The following is a 232-nucleotide window of genomic DNA, read 5'->3' on the forward strand; positions in this document are numbered from 1 at the left end:
TGATCGGCGAAGGGGGCGATCCGCGACCGGCGGCGGGCGTCGAAATCCTTCGGAGCCTGGGAGAGGCGGGGGACGCGGAGGCGGCGAAGCTGATGGCGACGCTGAACGCCGCCGGCGCCTGGATGCCGCAGAACTGGGCCGAGGCGTTCGATTGGCTTGAGCGGGCCGCCGGGCTTGGATCCGCCTCGGCGCGGGGGCAGCTCACCCTGTTGGCCGAAGGCGATAATTGGGC

General features: G+C 72.0%; 1 protein-coding gene. It reads left to right on the plus strand.

What is annotated here, in order from left to right; all coding sequences use genetic code 11:
- The coding region (locus Q5L94_RS14210; RefSeq protein WP_317498993.1) for a hypothetical protein at window positions 1–232 on the plus strand (232 nt) is incomplete at both ends.

It is taken from the genome of Idiomarina sp. Sol25, from assembly GCF_033052775.1.
Lineage (GTDB): Bacteria > Pseudomonadota > Gammaproteobacteria > Enterobacterales > Alteromonadaceae > Idiomarina.